At 64.4% G+C, this 666-nt stretch carries 2 pseudogenes; both read right to left on the bottom strand.

Going from position 1 to position 666, the window contains the following annotated elements:
* Positions 1-456, bottom strand: a pseudogene (locus tag AB3X86_RS38330) (type II secretion system minor pseudopilin GspK); the annotation flags it as partial.
* A 28-nt stretch (positions 457-484) separates the two neighbouring features.
* Positions 485-666: pseudogene (locus AB3X86_RS38325) on the bottom strand (type II secretion system protein GspE); the annotation flags it as partial.

Below are 666 nucleotides of genomic sequence, written 5' to 3'. Positions count from 1 at the left end.
CGGACTCGCGACCAGATTGCGCAGATTGAATCTGGACTGCGCGTCCTCGATCGAGCCCGACAGGTACGTGGCCGCGCCTTGCTCAGCGCGCACCTCGCCGATCTGGCCGAGAAAATCCGACAGCCGCATTTTCGCGATCGGCACGCCCCACAAGCCGCCCAGATACGTGATGCCGGCCGACGTATCGCCATCGGAGCGCAGGATCAGCCGGGTCCAATCGAGCGCGCCGCGCGCGACCCATTGCGCATGTGCGAGCAGACGCTGGCTTTCGATCCGTCGAACCAGCACCTGCTGGCGGCACAAAATGCTGGAGACGAGAATTGCCGACAGCGTCACCACCAGCAACGCGCTGATGATGGCGGCGCCGCGCTGCCGTAGCTGCACTCTCCGGCGAGAGCCGCGTTCCGCAGGCAACGCAGAAGCCGCAGGGCGCGCATGAGAAAAGGAGAAGTTCATGTCATTCTCCACGGAATGCCGCATGCGCTTATGCTCCGCCCGTCACGCGAATCACTTCTTCGAGCGACGTCAGTCCCGATGCAAGCCAGCGCTCCGAATCCTCGCGCAGCGTGCGCATGCCTTGGGCGCGGCCCGCTTCGAGAATTTCGGCATCGGCCGCGTTGCGGTGGATCAGCGAGCGGATCGTTTCGTCGATCAGCAGCAGCTCGT

This window comes from Paraburkholderia sp. BR14374, assembly GCF_040948685.1.
GTDB classification, from domain to species: Bacteria; Pseudomonadota; Gammaproteobacteria; order Burkholderiales; family Burkholderiaceae; genus Paraburkholderia; species Paraburkholderia youngii.
Note: the sequence above shows the minus strand (reverse complement) of the source record. Positions and strands in the feature narration are given on the sequence as shown.